This window comes from Pandoraea norimbergensis, assembly GCF_001465545.3.
Taxonomy (GTDB): Bacteria; Pseudomonadota; Gammaproteobacteria; order Burkholderiales; family Burkholderiaceae; genus Pandoraea; species Pandoraea norimbergensis.
The window spans coordinates 4,440,467-4,460,219 of sequence record NZ_CP013480.3 but is presented as its reverse complement, the minus strand read 5'-3'; the positions used below and the strand labels follow the sequence as shown (position 1 = coordinate 4,460,219).

The window sequence follows — 19,753 nt, the reverse complement described above, 5'->3', positions numbered from 1 at the left end:
CGCAGTGCCTGTAAATCGACGACAACGCGACGCGATGTGCGAAGACAAACAGATAGGCGGCAGGGCAGACGAGTGGATTCATTCAGGAGCGGGTGGGCAATGAACGACGCTGTAACGCATGAGACGCTGATTGGGCAGTTGCAGGCCACGCTGGGCACGACGGCTGTGCTCACCGGCGCCGCCGACACCGACGGCTACACCGAAGACTGGCGCGGCCGTTACCACGGCGAAGCGCTGTGCGTCGTGCTGCCGTCGTCGACCGAACAGGTCAGCGCCGTCGTGAAGCTCTGCGCCGCCGCTGGCGTACCCATCCTGCCGCAAGGCGGCAACACAAGCCTGTGTGGCGGCTCGGTCCCGGCCAACGATGGCCGCGCACCCGTCATCATCAATCTGGCGCGCATGCGCCACATTCGCCAAGTCGATGCCGCCAACGGCTCGATGGTGGTGGAAGCCGGTTGCATTCTGAAGACCGTGCAGGACACCGCCGCCGACGTCGGCCGTCTGTATCCGGTGAGCCTCGGCGCGGAAGGGTCGTGCCAGATCGGCGGCACGCTCTCGACCAATGCGGGCGGCACCAGCGTGCTGCGCTACGGCAACACCCGCGAGAACGTGCTCGGCCTCGAAGTCGTGCTGGCCGACGGCACCGTCTGGGACGGGCTGCGCGCACTGCGCAAAGACAACACCGGTGTCGATCTCAAACATCTGTTCATCGGTGCGGAAGGCACGTTGGGCATCATCACGGCGGCGGCGCTCAAACTGCATCCATTGCCCACGCATCACTCGCTCGCGTGGTTTGCGCCGCGCGATCCGGCGGCCGCGCTGCAAATTCTCGGCATGTTCCAGAGCGCCTGCGGCTCGCGCCTGTCGGCCTTCGAAATCATGAACCGTCACCAGCTCGATCTGGTGCTCGCCAATGTGCCCAATCGCCGCAATCCGCTGACGGGGGAGCACACGTGGAACGTGCTGGTCGAACTGGGCGACACCCGCGACGCCGACGTGCTCGAAGCGGTGCTGACCGAGACGCTGGGTGTGGCTATCGAACAAGGACTGGTCGAAGACGCGGTCATCGCCGCGAACGAGACCCAGCGCGCCGATCTGTGGGAAGTGCGTCACAGCGTGAGCGAAGCCAATAAGAAGGCCGCTGTCGGCCTGACCACCGATTGCGCTGTGCCGGTCTCGAGCGTGCCTGAATTCATTGCGGCGGCCACGCGCGCCGTGCATGACATCGTGCCGGGTCTCGACATTGCGATCGTCGGCCACATGGGCGACGGCAACGTGCACTTCATCCCGATGTTCTCCTTCGACGCCTGGGAAGCGCTCAGCGATTCGGCGAGCATGGGCGACGCGATGCGTGCCTGCGTGAACGACGTGGCGGCACGCCTGTCGGGCACGTTCAGCGCCGAGCACGGCGTGGGCCAGACGGGCCTGCCGCTGATGGCGCGCTACAAGTCGACGGCTGAGCTCGCCCTCATGCGCACCGTGAAGGCGGCCCTCGATCCGCAGCAGTTGCTTAACCCGGGCCGCCTGATTCCCTGATTCACCGATCCCCTGAATTCATCCCCCTCGTTTCACAGCTTTATTGCAGGTGTTGTGCAAGTGTTGTTATTGAGTTGCCATAAATGCGCGCGCGGCGGCCGGTGCCCAAGTTCCTGACCGTACCGACTGCACCGATCGTCGCCGCGCCCAACCCTCCCAGACCGGAGACCACGATGAAACGCAAGACCTCCGCACTCCCCAGTAATCCAAGCGATCTCGCAGACAACCAAAGCACCGGCGCGCTCGCGCAACCGGGTCGCCGCACCGCCATGAAGACGGCGCTTGTGGGCGCCGCTGCCGTAGCCTTCCCGTTCGTGTGGACGCCCTCGCGCGCCGCCACCAAGCGCATCGTGGTGCGCGACGACGGTGGTATCTACACCAAGGCGTACGACGCCGTGTACTACAAGCCGTTCTTCGAGAAGACCGGCATTCAGGTGGTGGGCGTGCAGGCCAACGCCGAGCCGACCGCGCAGATCAAGAGCATGGTCGATGCGGGCAGCTACACGTGGGACATGGCCAAGATCAGCCAGCCGGCCATTCTGCTGCTGACCTCGGGAGGCAAGGAGTATCTGGAGCGTCACGGTCTCGAAGCCGACCCGGTCATCGCCAAGATTCCGCCGCAATACATGTCGCCGTTCGGCGTGGGCACCAATGTGTATTCCACGGTGCTCGCCTATCGCACCGATGCGTTCAAGGGCCGCAAGGCACCGACGTCGTGGGCCGATCTCTGGAACGTGAAGGATTTCCCGGGCCGCCGTTCGATTCGCAAGTATCCGTTCGACACCATCGAAGAAGCGCTGCTCGCCGACGGCGTGGCAGCGGGCTCGGTGTATCCGGCCGACTTCGATCGGGCGTTCAAGAGTCTGGACAAGATCGCCAAGCACGTAGACGTGTGGTGGACCACCGGCGCACAAGTCGAGCAGATGCTCGGTTCGGGCGAAGTGGACATGGTGGCCACGTGGGCCTCGCGCGCGCAGTCGGCACAAGCCAACGGCGTGCCGGTGCAGATCGTGTGGAATCAGAACATCTGGGGTTGCGACAACTGGTCGATTCTCAAGGGCACGCCCAACGCGGCTGCCTGCCGTGAGTTCATCAAGTTTGCGAGCGACGCGAAGCGCCAGGCCGAGCTGACCAGGTATTTCCCGGCCGGCATGACGCAGCCCGAGGCGTTCAATTACGTCAAGCCCGAGATCGCCAAAAATTGCCCGACGTTCCCCGAGAACATGAAGAGCGGCGTGCATATCGACGCAAAGTTCTGGCAACAGAACCAGAGCGCGGCGCTCGAGCGTTTCAATCGCTGGATCCTGACCTGATCCTCACCTGCGGTTCCGTTTCACGTTTTTACGGGTGCTGATCTCATGACCGTTGCCAATCTCCAAGTTTCGGGCCTCTGCAAGCGCTACGGCGATTTCGTCGCACTTGCACCGACCGATCTCGACGTCGCCCAGGGCGAATTTCTGACCTTGCTCGGGCCTAGCGGCTCGGGCAAGACCACGCTGCTCTCGCTGATCGCCGGTCTGTCACAGCCCGATGCGGGCGCTATCCGCATCAACGGGGCCGATGTCACGTACGGTGCGCCGTACGAGCGCGACATCGGCATGGTGTTCCAGAACTACGCGCTGTTCCCTCACATGACCGTGGCGGAGAACATCGCGTTCCCGTTGCAAATGCGTCGCACCGACAGCGCCACCGCGCGCCAGAAGGTGATGCAGGCGCTGGAGATGGTGCATCTGCCGCACGTGGCCGAGCGTTATCCGCGCGAGCTTTCGGGCGGTCAGCAACAACGTATTGCGTTGGCGCGTTGCATGGTCTACCGGCCGTCGATCATTCTGATGGACGAGCCGCTGGGAGCGCTCGACAAGAAGCTGCGCGATCACATGCAGCTCGAAATCAAGCGCATTCACCGCGAACTGGGCACGACCATCGTGTACGTGACGCACGATCAGGAAGAAGCGATGACGATGTCCGATCGCATCTGTCTGATGAACGCGGGCGAGATCGCGCAACTGGGTACGCCCGACGATCTGTATTTCCGTCCGAAGAGTGTGTTCGTGGCCGACTTCCTTGGCGAGTCGAACCTGCTCGATGCCACGGTGCTGGAGCGTGCCGGCGATCAGGTACGCGTGGCGATGCCGGGCGTGGAAGGCGGTGCCGCGATGGTCTACGACCCGCAGGTCGAGCGCGGCAAACCGGTCAAGCTGATGCTGCGTCCGCAGAACCTGCATGTGCAGGAAGGGGCGGCGAGTGCTGACGGCGTGGCGACGATTTCGGCGAAGCTCACCGACATCATGGTCACGGGCGGCATGACCAAGCTGTATCTGCAATCGCAGGCCACGGGCAGCGACACGAGCAAGTCGCTGATCGCGGCATTTCCGACGCATCGTCGCGGCAACCGCTTTGAGATCGGGCAGACGCTCGGCCTCGCGTGGCGTGCCGACGACGCTGTGGCCATCGCGGGGTAAGTCATGAGTGCTTCCGCCGTGGTCCGTCCTTCCTCGCCTTCATCGAGCCCCGTGCACCCCGCGCCGCGCCGTCCGCGCTGGCGTGGCCGGTTGCGCCCGGTGCTCATGGCTGCGCCCATCGTCATCCTTTTGATGGTGATCCTGGTGTATCCGGTCGGCCAGTTGCTGCTGTTGAGTATTCGTGGCGAGGCCGGTTTCACGCTCGCCGAATATCAGCGGCTGTTTGCCTCGTCGGTGTACGTCGAGGTGTTGCTCATCACGCTGAAGGTGTCGCTCTACACCACCTTCTTTGCGGTGCTCACCGGTTACCCGATCGCCTACCGGCTCTCGACGCTGACCGGCGCGCGCAAGCAGCGTCTGCTGTTCTGGGTGCTGCTCTCGTTCTGGACGAGCTTTCTCGTGCGCACCTTCGCATGGGTCGTGCTGCTCGGCCGTAACGGCGTGGTCAATCGCACGCTGATGGATCTGGGCATCATCGATGCGCCGCTGTCGCTGCTCTACAACTTCCCCTCGGTGATCGTCGGCATGGTGCATGCACTGATGCCGCTGGCTGTGCTCACCATGCTCTCGGTGATGGAGAACATCGACCGTCGCCTGCCGAGCGCCGCATCGACGCTGGGTGCGCGCCCGGGCACGGTGTTCTGGCGGGTGTATTTCCCGCTGTCGCTGCCGGGGGTGGCTGCCGGTGCATTGATGGTGTTCGTCACCTCGATCGGCTTCTTCATTACGCCGACGCTGCTGGGCGGACGTCATGAAACGATGATCACGCAGCTCATCATCGATCAGGTGATGCAAGCGCTGAACTGGGGCTTTGCCGGTGCAATTTCGGTGCTACTGCTCGCCGTAGTGCTGGTGGTGTTCTTCATCTACGACCGCATGGTCGGGCTCTCGACGATGGCCGGTGGCGCGGGTGACAGCAAGCCGGGCAAGCGCCGCGGCGGCTGGACCCGCGTGCTGGGCGAGCACGTGCTGGCGGCGCTGGGCAACGTTACCGATCTGCTGTTGCGTGCGTTGCCGCGCAGCCGCAGTGCGCAGGGCGATGGGCTTGGCTTGCGCGTGGTGGTGTTCCTGCTGATCGTGTTCCTCGCGGCGCCTGCGATGCTGATGATTCCGATCTCGTTCGATTCGGCATCGGGACTGACGTGGCCGCCCAAGGGCTTCTCGTTGCAGTGGTACCAGATGATCTGGGATTCGCCGCTGTGGATGCAGGCGATCACGCGCTCGATGCTCGTCGGTATCGGCGCAGGGGTGCTGTCGATGCTGATCGGCACGCCGGCGGCGTTCCTGCTGGTGCGCGGCGGCATGCGAGGCAAGGCGGGCATGCTGGCGTTCGTGCTGGCCCCGATTGTCGTGCCGCGCATGATTCTGGCCGTGGGCGTGTTCTATTTCTTCGCCAAGATCGGTCTGGTCGGTTCGAGCATCGGGCTGACGATTGCCCACACCGTGGTGGCCGTGCCGTATGTCGTCATCACGATGATGGCGGTGCTGCGCAACTACGACACGCGTCTCGATCTCGCCGCCTACAGCTTGGGGGCCCGTCCGTGGGCGACGTTGCGTCGCGTGACCTTCCCGATTCTGGGCGCCGGTTTGCTGTCGTCGTTCCTGTTCGCGTTCGCCACGTCGTTCGACGAACTCACGATTGCGCTGTTCAGCTCGGGCGGTCTGTCGACCACCTTGCCCAAGCAGTTCTGGGACGAAATCACGATGCAGATTTCGCCGGTGATCGCCGCCGTCTCGACCTGCCTGTTCCTCTTCATTGCCGCACTGATCTGGGTGGCCGAGCGGCTGCGCCGTCGCAGTCTGACGGCCGCCCCCGCCGAGGCTGCCTGATTCATCGTCGAGGCGTCGCGGGTTGCCCCGTGATGCCTCGGCGGTGCAGTCAACCGATTGATCCGATTCACGCTTGATGGACGTAAAACTCATGCTTCGCTCTGCACAACTCAAAGGCATTCTGCCGGCCATTCCCACGCCGGTGCATGCCGACGACACGATTCACACCGACGCGGCGCGCGCCTTGCTGCGCTACCTGCTGGGGCAGGGCATCGACGGTGTGGTGCCGCTGGGCGGCACCGGTGAATACGGTGCCCTCTCGCGCGCCGAGCGCGTGCGCATGGCCGAACTCACGGCACAGGAAGTCGAAGGCCGCGATGTGCCGGTGATTGCCGGCGTGCTCGATCCCGGCTATCACGACGCGATTGCCGCCGGCCGCGACTTTGCCGCTGCCGGTGTCGATGGCCTGCTTGTGCTCACGCCGTACTACACCAACCCGACGCAAGCCGGCATTCGCGATTACTTCCTGCGCTATGCCGACGAATCGCCGGTGCCGATCCTGATTTACGAAATTCCGTATCGCACGCGCATCGCCATTGCGCCGGAAGTGCTGCATGAGCTTTCGCGTCATGAAAACATCATCGGCATGAAGGCGTGCAACACCGACATGTGGCATTTCCTGCGCACGGTGGCGGGTGTCGATGAATCGTTTGCGGTGTTGAGCGGCGAAGACTCGCTGTTCCCGCTGCACGTGGCAGCAGGTGCGCGCGGCGGCATCGTCGTGACGGCGTCGCTGTTGCCCACCGCGTGGCAGCGCATCTTCACGCTGGCCTCCGAAGGCAAGACGGCCGAGGCGATTGCGCTGCACCGCTCGCTGATTCCGCTGATGAATCTGGCGTTTGCCGAGACCAACCCGGGGCCGATGAAGTCGGTGATGGATCTGATCGGCGTCGATGCGCCCGCGATGCTCGCACCGCTGGTGCAAGCTGCACCGGCGCTGTCAGCCGACCTGCGCACGGAACTGAAGAAGCAACTGGCGATTTTCGAAGGACGTTGATTCGAAGGGCATCGAGTTGCGCCACGCCCGATGCTGCCTCCGGTGACTCACGCGGTAAGTCACGCGCAAGTCACGCGTAAGTCACCGAGGGTGATCGACGTAGACGCTGTTGGCGTCGCGACCGAATGCCTGAGTGGTGTTACCGCCGGAAGGTCGAGAGCCGCGACTTCGAGATCGAGGTCGCGGCTACTTGAATGTGCGGGGCGAGTTCGGCTTCGACACGTTCGCGCGACCAGCGCGACGTCGGCACCGAGATGTTGATGGCTGCCACGGCGTGGCCGTCGTGATCGGTGATGGGGGCGGCGACCGAAATGTCGCCCATGACCGTCTCGTTCTCCACGATGGCGTAGCCGCGCCGGGCCGTCAGTTGAATCCGGTCGATCAGCTTCTTCTCGTCGGTGAGCGTGTACGGCGTCATCGGTTCGAGCGACGTGCTGGCGAGTATTTCTCGCACACGCACGTCGGGCAGGCGCGACAGGATGGCGATACCCGATGCGGTGAACATGGCCGGCAGGCGCGCGCCCACCACGATATCGATGTTCACGAGATGCTGGCCCGGGAAGCGGGCGACGAACACGATTTCGTGGCCGTCGAGCTCCTGAAGGTTGGTCGTCTCGCCGACGCGGCGGCTGATGTCGAGCAGATACGGCGATGCCTTGTCGACCAGCTCGTTCGCACGAATGTAGTTGTACGAGAACTGCAACACCTTGGTCGTCAGGCCATAGGTGCGGGTCTCGGGCACGCGAAAGAGGTAACCCAGGGCTTCGAGCGTATGCACGAGCCGCTGGGTAGCGCTGCGATCCAGATCGGCCGCCTTGGCAATGTCGCTGAGCGTCATGTAACGCGCCGGGCCGTCAAAGGCATGCAGTACCTGAAACGTCTTCTCGGTCGAGCCGACGAACAGTGTCGAGCGCGTGGCGTCCCGTCCGGTTTTGGCATCGGTCTTTGCGGTCTTGTCGTTCGACGGGGCGGGCAGGCGCGGCATGAGCGGTTCGTGAGTGTGCGTATTGTAATGATTGTGATTGTAATGCAATTGTTTATGAGCAAGTCATGAGAATAGGGGGAGGCATGGCCGCGTTTTCCTGCGTGGACGATTACCGCAGTGCTGCGCAGCGGCGGTTGTCGAAGATCGCGTTCGACTATCTGGAAGGCGGGGCGGAAGACGGCCATGCGCTGCGCCGCAATCGCGACGCCTTCGCGCAATGGGGTTTTTGCCCGCGTGTGCTCACCGATACGTCAAAAGTCTCGAGTGCTACGACGTTCTGGGGGCGCGAGGCGGCGGCGCCGATGGCCGTGGGGCCGACCGGCCTGAACGGGCTGTTCTGGCCCCGTGCCGACGAATTGCTCGCGCGTGCGGCGGCCGATGCCGGTCTGCCGTTCGTGCTGTCGACGGCGTCCACCTCATTGCTCGAAGACGTGCGCGCGGCGGTGCCTGATGGCGAACTTTGGCTGCAACTCTATGTGCAGCAAGACCGCAGCATCGCCGAGAGCATGATGCGGCGCGCTCGCGAGGCGGGGTATCGCACGCTGTTGCTGACCGTCGATACGCCCGTGCACGGCAAGCGCGATCACGACACGCGTAATGGCTTCAAGCTGCCGCTGCGGTTCACACCGAAGCTGGTGGCCGATTGCCTACGCCATCCCCATTGGAGTTGGCAGATGCTGGCCAACGGCGCGCCGCAACTGCGCAACATCGCGCAGAGCGTGGGAGAGCGGGCCGATCTGGCCCGTCATGCGGCCATGCTGAGCCGTCAGATGGACCTGTCGCTCGGTTGGGACGATCTGGCGTGGGTGCGGCGTCATTGGCCGGGCGAAGTGCTCGTCAAGGGCATTCTGACGGCGGAAGACGCCAAACTGGCGCAGGCCTACGGCGCGGACGGCATCGTGGTGTCGAACCACGGCGGCCGGCAACTGGGCAACACGCTCGCCCCGATCGAGGCGCTCACCCCGATCGTCGAGGCGGTGAACGGGCGGGGACGGCATCTCGACGTGTTTGTGGATGGCGGCGTGCGGCGCGGTGCCGATGTCGCCAAGGCCGTGGCCTTGGGGGCGAAGGGTGTGCTGCTGGGACGTGCTCCGTTGTATGGCGTGGCAGCCCGTGGCAGCGCGGGCGCGGCCGACGTGCTCGCGATGTTGCTGGGCGAGTTGCGCACGACGATGCAACTGCTGGGTTGTGCGCAAGTCGGCGCACTCGTGCCCCAGTGTGTGGCACGGCTGCCGGCGCTTGGGGCAAACCCGCTATAATGTTTCGCGCCCGAATACCCTCGGGCGGCGCGGCATCCGGCAGGTGAGCGGGGCAAGTGCGTCGCGCGGCGGTATGCCATCTTTCATACACAGGAACGTCATCATGAGCTTCAACCACGTGCCGGCCGGCAAGGATATCCCCACCGATTTCAACGTCATCATCGAGATCCCGGCGCAAAGCGACCCGGTGAAGTACGAAGCTGACAAGGACCTGGGCCTGCTGGTCGTCGACCGCTTCATCGGCACGGGCATGCGCTACCCGGCCAACTACGGTTTCATTCCGCAGACGCTGGCGGGCGACGGCGACCCCGTCGACGCACTGGTCATCACCCCGTTCCCGCTGCTGGCTGGTTCGATCGTGCGCTGCCGTGCACTGGGCATGCTGAACATGACCGACGAGTCGGGCGTGGATGCCAAGCTGGTGGTCGTGCCGGTCGACAAGATCTGCCCGATGACCGCGCACCTGAAGTCGATCGACGACGTGCCGGGCTACCTGAAGGACCAGATCAAGCACTTCTTCGAGAACTACAAGGCGCTCGAAAAGGGCAAGTGGGTGAAGATCGAAGGCTGGGAAGGCATCGATGCCGCCCACAAGGAAATCGTCGACGGCGTGGCCAACGCCAAGAAGTAAGCGATTTTCGGCTTGCGACGTCGAGGTCACGGTTGCCATAGCCGCCGTGATCCGACGTCATCGAAACCCGGCACGATTGCCGGGTTTTTTGTTGCCCGCTGAAAGCCTGCCGGGGCGTCGCGGGAGCGCATCGCGACGGTGGAGCCTGAAAGCTTCGCCGAGTTCGGCGACAATGACGGGCAGTCCGGCAGCGACTTCTCGCCGGCGGCTTCGCGAATGAGGTGACGGGTGAGCAGCGACGTAGTGATTCGGGTAGTCCAATCGATTGAAGACGTGCCAGCGGACCAGTGGAACGCGCTCGCCGGCAGCAATCCCTTCGTGCAGCACGCGTTTTTGCACGCCATGCATACCAGCGGCTGTGCCAGCAAAGGCACCGGCTGGCAACCGGCCTATCTGCTCATGCACGCGGGCGACACGCTCGCCGGGGCCATGCCGCTTTACGTCAAGTCGCACTCGCGCGGCGAATATGTGTTCGACCATGCGTGGGCCGACGCTTTTGCGCGTCATGGGCTGCGCTACTACCCCAAGTTGCTCAGCGCCGTGCCGTTCTCGCCGGTGACCGGCCCGCGTTTGCTGGCGCGCACGCATGCCGACCGTGTGGCGCTCGCCCGTGGGGCCATCGCGTTTGCCAAGCAACTGGATGTGTCGTCCATTCACGTGCTCTTCACGCACGAGGACGATCTGGCTGCGCTTACCGAAGCGGGCTATATGCTGCGCGAGGGGGTGCAGTTCCATTGGGAAAATCAGGACTTCGCCACGTTCGACGACTTCCTTGCGCAGATGAATCAGGAGAAGCGCAAGAAGCTGCGGCAGGACCGGCGGCGCGTGCGCGAGGCGGGGGTGACCTATCGCTGGTTGCGCGGTGCCGATATCGATGACGCCGCGCTCGATTTTTTCTACCAGTGCTACGAGAACACCTACCGCGAGCATTGGAACGCACCCTACCTGTCGCGTGAATTCTTCGCACAGGTGCATGCCACGATGCCCGACACGCTGCTGCTCGTGATGGCGATGCGTGATGACGCACCACTGGCGTGTGCGCTCAACGTGGTGACCGACGACACGATGTTCGGGCGATATTGGGGCACGACGGATTTCGTCTCGGGTATGCACTTCGAGACGTGCTACGCGCAGGGCATCGAGTACTGCATCGTGCACGGGTTGCGCAGTTTCGAGGGCGGGGCACAGGGCGTGCACAAGATGTCGCGCGGGTTGTTGCCCACGCCGACGTGGTCGGCACACTGGATCGGCGACGCGCGGTTTGCTGACGCGATTGCCGAGTTTCTCGATGCGGAGACCTCGGCCATGGACGAGCACATCGGCGAGTTGGAAGCGCATACGCCTTTCAAGCGCACGTAATATACTGGCGATCTGACCGCCCGCCGGTCGCGCCGGGCCTGCCAGCCTGCCGCTGCACCGGCCCACGAGCGATGCATGGGTAGCCGCCGACATGACCAACCGATTTCTCAATCTCTATAACCACGATTTCGCGCGCGTCGCCGTTGGCGTGCCGCAATGCCGCGTCGCCGACCCGGCGTACAACGCCCAGCAGACCATTGCGCTCGCCCGCGAAGCCGATGCCCAAGGCGCCGTGCTGGTGGCGTTCCCCGAGTTGGGGATTCCCGCGTATAGCTGCGAAGACCTGTTCCAACAACGCGCACTACTCGACGCGTGCGATGCCGCGCTCGCCGAGATCGTTGCCGCAAGCCGCGAACTGGGCGCTGCGCTCATCGTCGGCATGCCGGTGCGTGTGCAACAGCGCTTGTTCAACTGCGCAGTCGTGGTCGCGCGTGGACGCATTCACGGCGTGGTCCCCAAGACCTATCTGCCGAACTACAGCGAGTTTTACGAAGCCCGCCAGTTCAACGCCGCAGACGACGCGGGCGTGGACTCGGTCACCTTGCTCGGTCACGACGTCCCCTTCGGTGCTCTGATTTTCGAAGCCGCTGACCAACCGCTGCTGCGCTTTCACTGCGAAATCTGCGAAGACGTCTGGGTGCCGGTGCCGCCGTCGTCGTTTGCCGCACTCGCGGGGGCGACCGTGCTCGTCAACCTGTCGGCGTCGAACGTTGTGGTCGGCAAGTCGGCGTACCGTCATCAACTCGTCGGTCAGCAGTCGGCGCGCTGTCTTGCGGCGTATCTGTACACGTCGGCCGGGCAGGGGGAATCGACGACCGATCTCGCGTGGGACGGACAAGCACTCATCTATGAGAACGGCGACATGCTGGCCGAGTCGGCCCGCTTCGCCAGTGAATCGCACCTGATTTACGCGGATGTCGATCTGGAGCGCCTCGCCCGCGAGCGCATGCACCAGACCACGTTCGGCGTGTCGGTGCGGCGTCATGCCGAGGAAGTGGCGCGATTCCGGACCATTAAGGTCGACGTCACGATGCCGCGCGATGCCGAGTTGCCGCTCGCACGTGCCATCGGCCGTTTTCCGTATGTGCCGGCGGACCCGCGTCTGCGCGATGAGCGCTGCCACGAGGTCTACAACATTCAGGTGCAGGCGCTGATGCAGCGTCTCGCGTCGTCGAAGATCCAGAAGGTGGTCATCGGCGTGTCGGGCGGCCTTGATTCCACGCACGCGCTGCTCGTGTGCGCGAAGGTCATGGACCGGCTCGGGCTGCCGCGCACGAATATCCTCGCCTACACGATGCCGGGGTTCGCGACGAGCGAGCGCACGCTGCGTCAGGCGCGTGAGTTGATGGAAGCCGTGGGTTGCACGGCGCGCGAGATCGATATCCGCCCGAGTTGTATGCAGATGTTGAAAGACCTCGACCATCCGTTTGCGAAGGGGGAAGAGGTCTACGACGTCACGTTCGAGAACGTGCAGGCAGGCGAGCGGACCAACCATCTGTTCCGTCTGGCCAACCACCTTGGTGCCATCGTGATCGGCACAGGAGACCTGAGCGAACTGGCGCTGGGTTGGTGCACCTACGGCGTGGGCGATCACATGTCGCACTACAACGTGAACGCCAGCGTGCCGAAGACGCTCATCATCCATCTGGTGCGCTGGGTCGCTGAGACGGGGCAACTGAGTCAGGCGGCTGGACAGACGGCACCGGCGAAGGGCGCGAAGGAAACGAAGGACGGTAAGGAAGCTGCGGGCCGTCGCAACGTCCTCATCGACATTCTCGAGACCGAAATCAGCCCCGAGCTGGTGCCCGGCAAGGCCAACGGCGCGCCGGAGCAGCGCACCGAGCACTTCATCGGGCCGTACGAGTTGCAAGACTTCAACTTGTACTACACGCTGCGTTTCGGCTACGCGCCGCGTAAGGTGGCCTTCCTGTCGTGGAGCGCGTGGCACGACGCGTCGACCGGACGTTGGCCGGACGAAGGACAACGCGCCCACAATGCGTACGACATGGTCGCCATCAAGCGCAATCTCCGAATCTTCCTCGATCGGTTCTTCCGCACCAGCCAGTTCAAGCGCTCGTGCGTGCCGAATGCGCCGAAGGTCGGCACGGGCGGGTCGCTGTCGCCGCGCGGCGACTGGCGTGCGCCGAGCGATTCGGAATCGGTGGTGTGGCTGGCGGATCTGGACACCGTGCCCGACGATCCGCATGCCTGACGCCTGACGCCTGACGTGCGTACGGGCGCCGGCGAGGCGGTTTCGCGCTGTCATCAGCGTGTTGCCGCCGGACCGGTACAATAGGCCAGCGAATTTCCAGAACATTCAAACCAAGATATCGAGGCGACAATGAAACGCGTTACTGCCATCATCAAACCCTTCAAGCTCGACGAAGTGCGTGAAGCCCTGGCCGAAGTCGGCGTGACCGGCCTGACCGTGACGGAAGTGAAGGGCTTTGGCCGCCAGAAGGGGCACACCGAGCTGTATCGTGGCGCCGAGTACGTGGTCGACTTCCTGCCGAAGATCAAGATCGAAGTGGTCGTGGGCGCCGCACAGGCCGAGCAGGTCATCGACGCCGTGCTGGGCGCAGCGCGCACCGGCAAGATCGGCGACGGCAAGATCTTCGTGACCGACGTGGAGCGCGTGATCCGTATCCGTACCGGTGAAGAGGGCGAGCAGGCCGTTTAAGGTTAGATGCGATGCCGTCAAGTGGACGGCATCAGCAAGACACCGGCAAGGCATCAGCAAGACATGACGAAGGGCGAGGCTGCGAGTGCAGCGTCGCCCTTTGGCGTTTCTGGCGTGATTTTCCCTGCGGGGCCGGTGCGTGCCCGGCTATTCGGCCTTCAGCCGCACGTCGAAGGCGACCGTGATCAAGCGGACGAGGATCACCGATAGAGCGCTGATCGAGAGCGTGTAGACAGGATCGAGATCGGCGTAGGTCAGCGCGATGTAGATCCATCCGCCGATAAAGGCGCACACCGCATACGGGCGCGTATCACGCAGCACCAGCGGCACCTCGTTGCAGAGAATGTCGCGCATTACCCCGCCGCCGACCCCGGTGATCACGCCCATCATCACCGACATGAACGGCGACATGCCGGTCTGAAGCGCCAGCGATGTGCCCGATGCGCTGAACGTCCCCAGCCCGATCGCGTCAGTGATGAGCAGCACACGCTCGGTGGCCACGCGCGAGACGAGCCGCAGCACGCCGGACGTCGAGAGCGAGAGAATGAGAATGATGATGGTGTACCACTGGTGTTGCACCCAGTAGAAGGGGCGGTGGTCGAGCAGCACGTCGCGCAGAGTGCCGCCGCCGAAGGCCGTCGCAAAGGCCAGCACGAAGGCGCCGACCGGGTCGAGATGCTGTTTGCGGGCTTCGGCGAAACCTGAGATGGCGCACGACAATACGGCAATGGCCTCGGTGATGGCCAGAATCGTATGCAGCTGGCTGCTCATCTCATGAATCATCGGCGAATCCTTCGGGTGAAACGTCGTGATTGGTGTCGTGACAAGCGTCGTGACAAGCGTCAGAACTGACGTTGAGACGGTGTGGCGGGGGCGTGCCCCGCCGGGGTCAGTAGCCCGCGCGCGACGACTTGCCCGGCGAAGGCTGTAGCAATACTACCAGTGCGCCGCTGCCGCCGTCGCGTCCTTGTGCCTGCGCCCATGCAAGCACTTCGTTTTTCTGGGCGAGCCAGCTGCGCACTTTTTCCTTGAGCACCGGTTCGCGTCCGACCGAACCCAGCCCTTTGCCGTGGATCACGCGTACGCAGCGCAGGCCGCGTTTGACGGCATCGTGCAGGAAGGCGGAGAGGGCTTCGCGGGCCTCGTCGCGACGCAGGCCATGCAAATCGACCTGTGCCTGTACGACCCAGTCGCCGCGCTGGAGCTTGAGCAGGGTGTCCTGACTGATGCCAGGCCGACGGTACGACAGGCGGTCGTCCGTGTCGAGCAGCGCCTCGGGATCGAACTCGTCCGAGAGCGACTCGTAGAGCACGGCGGCTTCGTCTTCCTGGGTCTGACGGGCAACGGGGGCCGGCGGCTGACGTGGGTGTTCGACGCGATCGACCGAACGCTTGCGGGAAATCGGAGCAATGTCGCCGATGCTGTCGCGAAACACGTTGGCGTCGCGCTCGGCTTGTGCGGCGCGTTTGGCGGCCTCGATGCGCTCGGCTTCGCGGGCGGCGGTTTCCTTGGCGAGGGTGTCGCGCAGGCCGGCGAGGTCGTTGAGGCTGAGCTTGGGGGGCTTCTTGCTCATGAGATGTCGGAGTCGGGTACCACCCGGGAGCCCGGGCGGTACCGTTGGTCAGCGCTGACTAAGTTGCGAAGTCAGTTGCTAAGTCAGCTTACTGATCGAGGTTTTCGAGGAAACGCTGCGCGTCGAGTGCGGCCATGCAGCCCGTACCGGCGCTGGTGATTGCCTGACGGTACACGTGATCCTGCACGTCGCCGGCGGCAAACACGCCCGGCACGTTGGTGGCCGTGGCATTGCCGTTCAGGCCGCTGTGCGTGACGATGTAGCCGTTCTTCATCTCGACCTGACCTTCGAAGATATCGGTGTTCGGCTTGTGGCCGATAGCGATGAACACGCCGTGCAGCGCGATGTCTTCCGAAGCACCGGTCTTGGTGTTCTTGATGCGCACGCCGGTCACGCCCGAGTCGTCGCCGGTCACTTCGTCGAGCACGCTGTCGTACTTGAGTTCGACCACGCCTTGCTTGGCTTTCTCCAGCAGACGGTCGATCAGGATCGGCTCGGCGCGGAACTTGTCGCGACGGTGAATCACCGTGACCTTGCTGGCGATGTTCGACAGGTAGAGCGCTTCTTCCACGGCGGTGTTGCCGCCGCCGACCACGCAGACTTCCTTGCCGCGGTAGAAGAAACCGTCGCAGGTGGCGCAAGCCGACACGCCACGGCCCGAGAACGCTTCTTCCGACGGCAGGCCGAGGTACTGCGCCGAGGCGCCGGTCGCGATGATCAGGGCGTCGGCCGTGTATTCACCCGAGTCGCCGATGAGGCGCAGCGGGCGCTCGGTCAGATGCACGGTGTGAATGTGGTCGAAGATGATTTCGGTATTGAAGTGCTCGGCGTGCGCCTGCATGCGGGCCATCAGTTCGGGGCCTTGCACGCCGGTCGGGTCGCCGGGCCAGTTCTCGACGTCGGTGGTCGTCATCAATTGACCGCCTTGGGCGATACCGGTGATCAGCACGGGCTTGAGGTTGGCGCGTGCGGCGTAGACGGCGGCGCTGTAGCCGGCGGGGCCGGAACCGAGAATCAGGACTTTAGCGTGCTTGGCAGCGGACATGGACGAACTCACCGTAAATGGGCATTGGGGGCTGGCGCTGTATTCCGTGCGCCCCGGGGCCGAAGCGCATCAGCCAGCGGGTGGCAGAGGCGGATTGGCGGGCGCAGGGAATCGGCGCAATCCGTCATTATAAAGGGCCGGCGTCGTTTCGTTGATGGAGCCTTGCAATCGGTCCGATAGCCCCGGGGCGGGGTGCCGGGCGGGTGTCCGGGGGGCGTTCGGCGGCAGTCTGGCGGGCGTCTGGCTGGCGTCTGGCGTTACCCCTTGTCACCTTTTCGTGCATTAAGCGTTGTAATAGTTGTTTAGAATGGAGGCTTGCCGCGCGGCAGGCCGCCCGTCTGCCCGCCCAACCAACTGGCTTGATGACGACGAAATCTTCCTACTCTGCTGGTGCCGGATCGTCGCTACCCAACCGGGTGACGCATCTTTTCCATGAAATCCGCTGGATGGCGCAAGTCGCGCTGATGGTGTTCCTGTTGATGGCGTTGTTCTCGTACAGCCGTCTGGACCCCAGCTGGACGCATGCGGCGCACGTGGAGCGCATCGCCAACTGGGCGGGGCGCGTCGGCGCATGGGTGGCAGATATGCTGCTGCTCATGCTCGGCCTGTCCGCCTACTGGCTGGTCGTATTCATTGCCCGCCGTGTCATTTCCGGCTACCGGCGTATTTCTACCAAGCGCGAAGCGCCCCCGCTGCGCGAACGGCTCGCGAGCGGCGGCTGGGTCGAGATCGTCTCCTTCCTGATGGTGCTGCTCGCCAGCGCCGGTGTCGAATCGCTCCGTCTGTACCGCATGAAAGCCCAACTGCCGCGCGCATCCGGCGGCGTGATCGGCGAGACCGTCGGCGGATTCTTCCAGCATGCGCTCGGCTTTACCGGCGGCACGCTCGCACTGTTGCTGATTCTGGCGTTTGGTCTGTCGCTGCTGTTCCATTTCTCGTGGCTGTCGGCGGCAGAAAAACTCGGTGCGCTGATTCTCGATACCGGCACCGTGATCCGCCGGCGCCGTGAGGCGCGTCAGGACCGCCGTCTGGGTGAAGAAGCGGCCATCGCCCGTGAAGGTGCTGTGGTGCAGAACCGCGTGCGCGCCGACGTGCATGAGCCGGTGCAGATCGTGCCGCCCGTCAAGGTAGTGCCCAAGAGCGAGCGCGTGGAGAAGGAAAAGCAGGCGCCGCTGTTTGCCGATCTGCCCGATTCCATCCTGCCGCCGCTGGCGCTGCTCGATTCGCCGCCAGCCGTGCAGGAGACCGTGTCGGGCGAGACGCTCGAATTCACGTCGCGCCTGATCGAGAAGAAGCTCAAGGACTTTGGCGTCGAAGTGAACGTGGTGGCGGCCTACCCGGGCCCGGTCATTACGCGCTATGAAATTGAGCCGGCCACGGGCGTGAAGGGCAGCCAGATCGTGACGCTGGCGAAGGATCTGGCGCGTTCGCTCTCGCTCGTATCGATTCGCGTGGTCGAGACCATTCCCGGCAAGAATTTCATGGGGCTGGAGTTGCCGAATCCGCGCCGTCAGACGGTTCGTCTGACCGAGATTCTGGGCTCCGAGGTCTATAACGATTCGTCGTCGTTGCTGACGCTTGCGCTGGGTAAGGACATCGGCGGCAAGCCCGTCGTGGCCGATCTGGGCAAGATGCCTCACTTGCTGGTGGCGGGTACGACCGGCTCGGGCAAGTCGGTGGGGATCAACGCGATGATCCTGTCGCTGCTCTACAAGGCTACGGCCGAGCAGGTGCGACTCATCCTGATCGATCCGAAGATGCTCGAAATGAGCATGTACGAAGGCATTCAGCATCTGTTGTGCCCGGTCGTGACCGATATGCGTCAGGCGGGGCATGCGTTGAACTGGGTGGTCTCCGAAATGGAGCGCCGCTACAAGCTGATGAGCAAGCTTGGCGTGCGCAACCTCGCGGGCTACAACAATAAGATCGACGAAGCCGCCAAGCGCGAAGAACACATTCCGAACCCGTTCTCGCTGACGCCGGAAGCACCTGAGCCGTTGCAGCGTCTGCCGTACATCGTCGTGGTGATCGACGAGTTGGCGGACCTGATGATGGTGGTCGGCAAGAAGGTCGAAGAGTTGATTGCCCGCATTGCACAGAAGGCGCGTGCGGCCGGTATCCACCTGATTCTGGCGACGCAGCGTCCGTCGGTCGACGTGATTACGGGGCTGATCAAGGCCAACGTGCCGACCCGTGTGGCGTTCCAGGTATCGTCGAAGATCGATTCCCGCACCATTCTCGACCAGCAGGGCGCAGAGACGCTGCTGGGCATGGGCGACATGCTCTACATGCCGCCGGGCACCGGCCTGCCGTTGCGCGTGCACGGGGCGTTCGTGGCCGACGATGAAGTGCACCGCGTGGTGCAGCGGCTCAAGGAGCAGGGTGAGGCGAATTACGTCGAAGGCCTGCTCGATGGGGCGATCGAAGGCGAGGACGGTGGTGTCGACGGCGCGGGTGGCGGAACCGGCGAGGGGGGCGGCGAGTCCGATCCTCTGTACGATCAGGCGGTGGCGGTGGTGCTCAAGCAGCGCCGCGCGTCGATCTCGCTGGTGCAGCGGCATCTTCGCATCGGCTACAACCGGGCAGCGCGGCTGCTCGAACAGATGGAACAGTCCGGCGTCGTGTCGGCGATGGCGAGCAATGGCAACCGGGAAATTCTGGTGCCCAATCGCGAAGGAGAATGAAGAACATGCTGGGATTCAAGCGCAGTTTGCCGCTCATGGCGGGTGTGGTGGGGGTAACGCTGGCGGCGCTGGTCGCACCGGCTTACGCCAGCGGCACGGCGCAACTCAAGGCCTTCGCGGCGCAGGTGAAGTCCGCGCGTGGCGAATTCGAGCAAAAGCAGGTCAAGCAGGGGAAGGACGGCAATGTGGCGGTGTCGAACCTGGCATCGGGCACCTTCGAATTCTCGCGCCCGGGCCGCTTTATCTGGCGCTATGTCAAACCGTACGATCAACTGCTGCAAGCCGACGGCGAGACGCTCTATATCTATGACAAGGACCTGAATCAGGTCACCGAGCGCAAGCTGGGCGCGTCGCTGGGCGCGAGTCCGGCGGCGATTCTCTTCGGCAGCAACGACGTCGAAAAGAACTTCACCCTCAAGGATGCGGGCGTGAAGAACGGCATCGATTGGGTCGAGCTCCAGCCGAAGTCGCAGGACACACAGTTTCAGCGCGTGGGCATCGGCTTTCGCGATGGCAACTTGGCGGCGATGGAGCTCTACGATGCATTCGGCAACGTGACGCTGCTGACGTTTGCGAATATGCAGAAGAATCCACCGATGTCGCCGGACAACTTCAAGTTCACCGTGCCCAAGGGGGCCGACGTGATCAAGGGGTGAGCGAACGGCCCCGATGCCGGTGGACTGGCATAATGGGCGTATCCGAAATCTGATCT

The 19,753-nt window shown here is 63.9% G+C and carries 16 protein-coding genes; 12 read left to right on the top strand and 4 right to left on the bottom strand.

Going from position 1 to position 19,753, the window contains the following annotated elements:
• The first annotated feature begins 99 nt into the window (after positions 1-99).
• From AT302_RS19455 to AT302_RS19435, 5 genes are all read left to right on the top strand, one after another.
• Positions 100-1,536 carry an FAD-binding oxidoreductase gene (locus AT302_RS19455; RefSeq protein WP_058375421.1) on the top strand — a complete coding sequence of 479 codons (1,437 nt, stop codon included), beginning with the start codon at positions 100-102 and terminating at the stop codon, positions 1,534-1,536.
• 269 nt (positions 1,537-1,805) lie between these two features.
• Positions 1,806-2,849 carry an ABC transporter substrate-binding protein gene (locus AT302_RS19450; RefSeq protein ID WP_058379794.1) on the top strand — a complete coding sequence of 348 codons (1,044 nt, stop codon included), beginning with the start codon at positions 1,806-1,808 and terminating at the stop codon, positions 2,847-2,849.
• 45 nt (positions 2,850-2,894) lie between these two features.
• Positions 2,895-3,998, top strand: a complete 1,104-nt coding sequence (locus AT302_RS19445; RefSeq protein ID WP_058375420.1) for an ABC transporter ATP-binding protein — start codon at positions 2,895-2,897, stop codon at positions 3,996-3,998.
• Between the two features lie 105 nt (positions 3,999-4,103).
• On the top strand, positions 4,104-5,828 hold the full coding sequence (locus AT302_RS19440) for an ABC transporter permease subunit (protein ID WP_058379793.1): 1,725 nt from the start codon (positions 4,104-4,106) through the stop codon (positions 5,826-5,828).
• 91 nt (positions 5,829-5,919) lie between these two features.
• The gene (locus AT302_RS19435; protein ID WP_058379792.1) at positions 5,920-6,825 is read left to right on the top strand and encodes a dihydrodipicolinate synthase family protein; all 906 of its coding nucleotides are present in this window, start codon (positions 5,920-5,922) and stop codon (positions 6,823-6,825) included.
• 139 nt (positions 6,826-6,964) lie between these two features.
• Here the strand turns inward: AT302_RS19435 and AT302_RS19430 are convergent, their stop codons facing one another.
• Positions 6,965-7,810, bottom strand: coding sequence for an IclR family transcriptional regulator (locus AT302_RS19430; RefSeq protein WP_058375419.1), 846 nt, complete (start codon positions 7,808-7,810; stop codon positions 6,965-6,967).
• 83 nt (positions 7,811-7,893) lie between these two features.
• Between AT302_RS19430 and AT302_RS19425 the strand changes: the two genes are divergently transcribed.
• From AT302_RS19425 to AT302_RS19405, 5 genes are all read left to right on the top strand, one after another.
• Positions 7,894-9,069, top strand: a complete 1,176-nt coding sequence (locus tag AT302_RS19425) for an alpha-hydroxy acid oxidase (protein WP_157125835.1) — start codon at positions 7,894-7,896, stop codon at positions 9,067-9,069.
• Positions 9,070-9,172: 103 nt separating this feature from the next.
• Positions 9,173-9,700, top strand: coding sequence for an inorganic diphosphatase (gene ppa, locus AT302_RS19420; RefSeq protein ID WP_058375417.1), 528 nt, complete (start codon positions 9,173-9,175; stop codon positions 9,698-9,700).
• 228 nt (positions 9,701-9,928) lie between these two features.
• Positions 9,929-11,059 carry a GNAT family N-acetyltransferase gene (locus AT302_RS19415; RefSeq protein ID WP_058375416.1) on the top strand — a complete coding sequence of 377 codons (1,131 nt, stop codon included), beginning with the start codon at positions 9,929-9,931 and terminating at the stop codon, positions 11,057-11,059.
• Between the two features lie 91 nt (positions 11,060-11,150).
• Positions 11,151-13,271, top strand: coding sequence for an NAD(+) synthase (locus AT302_RS19410; protein WP_058375415.1), 2,121 nt, complete (start codon positions 11,151-11,153; stop codon positions 13,269-13,271).
• A gap of 129 nt (positions 13,272-13,400) precedes the next feature.
• Positions 13,401-13,739, top strand: a complete 339-nt coding sequence (locus AT302_RS19405) for a P-II family nitrogen regulator (protein WP_058375414.1) — start codon at positions 13,401-13,403, stop codon at positions 13,737-13,739.
• Positions 13,740-13,886: 147 nt separating this feature from the next.
• Here the strand turns inward: AT302_RS19405 and AT302_RS19400 are convergent, their stop codons facing one another.
• From AT302_RS19400 to trxB, 3 genes are all read right to left on the bottom strand, one after another.
• Positions 13,887-14,510 carry a trimeric intracellular cation channel family protein gene (locus AT302_RS19400; protein ID WP_058379791.1) on the bottom strand — a complete coding sequence of 208 codons (624 nt, stop codon included), beginning with the start codon at positions 14,508-14,510 and terminating at the stop codon, positions 13,887-13,889.
• 118 nt (positions 14,511-14,628) lie between these two features.
• Positions 14,629-15,312, bottom strand: a complete 684-nt coding sequence (locus tag AT302_RS19395) for a Smr/MutS family protein (protein ID WP_058375413.1) — start codon at positions 15,310-15,312, stop codon at positions 14,629-14,631.
• An 88-nt stretch (positions 15,313-15,400) separates the two neighbouring features.
• Complete coding sequence (gene trxB / locus AT302_RS19390) at positions 15,401-16,357, bottom strand: thioredoxin-disulfide reductase (protein ID WP_058375412.1); 957 nt, start codon at positions 16,355-16,357, stop codon at positions 15,401-15,403.
• 362 nt (positions 16,358-16,719) lie between these two features.
• Between trxB and AT302_RS19385 the strand changes: the two genes are divergently transcribed.
• Together AT302_RS19385 and lolA are read left to right on the top strand one after the other, a co-directional pair.
• Positions 16,720-19,041 carry a DNA translocase FtsK gene (locus AT302_RS19385; RefSeq protein ID WP_058375411.1) on the top strand — a complete coding sequence of 774 codons (2,322 nt, stop codon included), beginning with the start codon at positions 16,720-16,722 and terminating at the stop codon, positions 19,039-19,041.
• Positions 19,042-19,046: 5 nt separating this feature from the next.
• The gene (gene lolA, locus AT302_RS19380; protein WP_058379790.1) at positions 19,047-19,697 is read left to right on the top strand and encodes an outer membrane lipoprotein chaperone LolA; all 651 of its coding nucleotides are present in this window, start codon (positions 19,047-19,049) and stop codon (positions 19,695-19,697) included.
• Positions 19,698-19,753 lie beyond the last annotated feature (56 nt).